Raw genomic sequence first — 2,571 nt, 5'->3', positions numbered from 1 at the left:
CTATCTCCAAAACCACCCCTCCGCGCCATGCCCACCCGCGGAGAATGGACCGATCAGATCAGCAGCGGCAGGAGGAGAGCGCCGTGGCGCTTACGATCATTGTAATACACGTCGGTATAGTTGCAGAGCTGGACCGGGATTTCCTCCGGGTGGGAGTGCTTGTCCACGTTGCTGGGAAAGACGTGGCAAAGGTGCTTCAGGTCGCGAACCTCCCACCCCTCCGGCACCTGCCCGAGCCACTCCACCCCGCTGTCCTTGTAGGCCGGATAGGGTTTCATGCCGCCAGTCCCTTCAGCATCTCCTGAATTCGCGCCGTCACCTGCGCCAGGTCGGCATCGATCTCGGCCAGCGGGCGGGGCGGCTCGAAGACGTGGAAATGCCGGTTGAAGGGGATTTCATAGCCGATCCGGGTCTTCTCCGCGTCGATCCAAGCATCGGGCGCATGGGGCAGCACCTCGCGGGCGACATAGTCGGGAATGTTCTGCGACAGCGGCACGGTCTCGGTGTCGCGCAGGGCGGCATCGGGCTGCGGCTTGCCCTTGGCCTTGCCGCGCTGGCCCAGGACGATCTTGCCCGCCTCATCGCGCAGAGGCCGTTCGACGGTGATCTGGCGATAGCCGAAGCTGTCGTTCGGCAGGATGCGCGACAGCGGCGCCAGCCTGACCCGGCCCCCTTCGGGAGGGGGAGGGGGCGCCTCGCCCGCCACCACCACCTTGCGCCCGATCTCGCGGCCCTCGGCGTCGATGATCCGGGCAAGCTCGGCCTCGGTGAATTCGCCGAACAGGCGGGTGAGGATGGCGATGTCCTCCTCGCCCAGTTCCTTGCGCTTGGAGCCCAGCGACTTGCGCATCTTCCGCCAAAAGCCCGACCCGTCGATCAGATGCACATGGCCTTTGCGCGCCGCCGGCTTGCGGTTCGACAGGATCCAGACATAGGTCGCGATGCCGGTGTTGTAGAACATGTCGGTCGGCAGGGCGACGATGGCCTCGACCAGGTCATTCTCCAGGACGTAGCGGCGGATTTCGCTTTCGCCCGAGCCCGCGCCACCGGTGAACAGCGGCGAGCCGTTCAGGACGATCCCGAATCGCGCGCCGCCCTGCGCTGCGGGCCGCATCTTGGACAGCAGGTGCATCAGGAACAGCAGCGACCCGTCCGAGACGCGCGGCAGGCCGGGGCCGAAGCGGCCGTAGTGGCCCTGCTTCTCATGCTCGGCCCGGACGATCTTCTCGACCTTCTTCCATTCGACGCCAAAGGGCGGGTTCGACAGCATGTAGTCGAACTTCTGGTCGTGATGGCCGTCGTCTGACAGGGTGTTGCCGAAGCGGATGTTGTCGACGTCCTGCCCCTTGATCAGCATGTCCGCCTTGCAGATCGCATAGGACTCCGGGTTCAGCTCCTGTCCAAACAGCGAGACCGAAGCCGAAGGGTTCAGGTGGGTCAGGTATTCCTCGGCCACCGACAACATGCCGCCGGTCCCTGCCGTCGGGTCATAGATCGTGCGCACGATGCCGGGCTTGGCCAAGGCATCGTCATCCTCGGTGAAGATGAGGTTGACCATCAAGCGGATGACCTCGCGCGGGGTGAAGTGCTCCCCGGCGGTTTCGTTCGACAGTTCGGAAAAGCGGCGGATCAGCTCCTCGAAGACAAGGCCCATCTGGTGGTTGCTGACGCGCTCGGGATGAAGGTCGATGCCCGCGAACTTCTCGACCACCTGATAGAGCAGGCCTGCCTTGGCCAGGCGGTCGATCTGGGTGTCGAACTCGAAATGCTCGAAGATGTCGCGCACCTCGGGCGAGAAGCCGAGGATGTAGCGGCGCAGGTTGCCGGCGATGTTGTCGGGGTCGCCCATAAGCTTCTTCAGGTCCAGCGGGTCGGCGTTGTAGAAGGCCGCCCCCGATTTCTTGCGCAGAAATGGATCGGGCGGCATCTTCTGGGACCGGCGCAGGGCGAGTTCGGCCAGGACGGCCTCCTTGGTCGGCGTCAGCACGCAGTCGATCGACGCAGCACCGTGAAGGGCAGGATCACCTTGCCGTAATCGGATTGCTTGTAGTCGCCGCGAAGAAGATCGGCGACCGACCAGAGGAAGGCGGACAAGGCTTGCTGGTTCACTGCAGGATTTCCCAAGTTTCCTGACCGTTTGATCAATTCAGGTCAGGGAAGGCAACGGGGCAGGGGATGTGCGGGGGGGCAATCCTCACTGAATCCTCAGGCAAGGCTTGTCTGCTCGCGCGTGCGCGATGACGAATACACCTGCACACTGACTGATAGCTGGGAGAAATGCCGTAAGTCACCTGTCAGTTGCAGGGCCAGTTGCGTCTTCCGATCTTCGCGGTGTGGGCCGCCTCCGGACCGGCGATGCTTTGGGAAAGGGCCATGGCGTCCCGCAGTGCCAGAGAAAGGTTCGCCTGGAGATCAGGACCAGTGCAACAAGCAGGCCGGAGAGCATATCAGCACAAATAGTGGCGAGGCCCGCACCGGCGAGATCGCCTCCTTTCTGAACAGGAACTTCAAGTTGGACGAGTTCTGATCCACCGCCTGCAGGGATGGCGTGTGATCGCAGCAGAGTTGCGC

General features: G+C 63.5%; 2 protein-coding genes and 1 pseudogene. All 3 read right to left on the bottom strand.

Annotation, left to right across the window (positions count from 1 at the left end; all coding sequences use genetic code 11):
• Positions 1–53: 53 nt before the first annotated feature.
• Positions 54–278 (bottom strand): hypothetical protein, encoded by a 225-nt coding sequence (locus tag KTN05_RS17360; RefSeq protein ID WP_217330622.1) that lies wholly within the window; start codon positions 276–278, stop codon positions 54–56.
• Positions 275–1,654 carry a class I SAM-dependent DNA methyltransferase gene (locus KTN05_RS17355; protein WP_254368338.1) on the bottom strand — a complete coding sequence of 460 codons (1,380 nt, stop codon included), beginning with the start codon at positions 1,652–1,654 and terminating at the stop codon, positions 275–277. The genes KTN05_RS17360 and KTN05_RS17355 overlap by 4 nt, the downstream gene beginning before the upstream one ends.
• 102 nt (positions 1,655–1,756) lie before the next feature.
• Positions 1,757–2,109 (bottom strand): annotated as a pseudogene (locus KTN05_RS18330) (type I restriction-modification system subunit M N-terminal domain-containing protein); the annotation flags it as partial.
• Positions 2,110–2,571 lie beyond the last annotated feature (462 nt).

It is taken from the genome of Paracoccus sp. Z118 (genome assembly GCF_019061185.1).
Classification (GTDB): Bacteria; Pseudomonadota; Alphaproteobacteria; order Rhodobacterales; family Rhodobacteraceae; genus Paracoccus.
The sequence above is the reverse complement of the archived record's forward strand: the minus strand, read 5'-3'. Positions and strand labels throughout refer to the sequence as shown.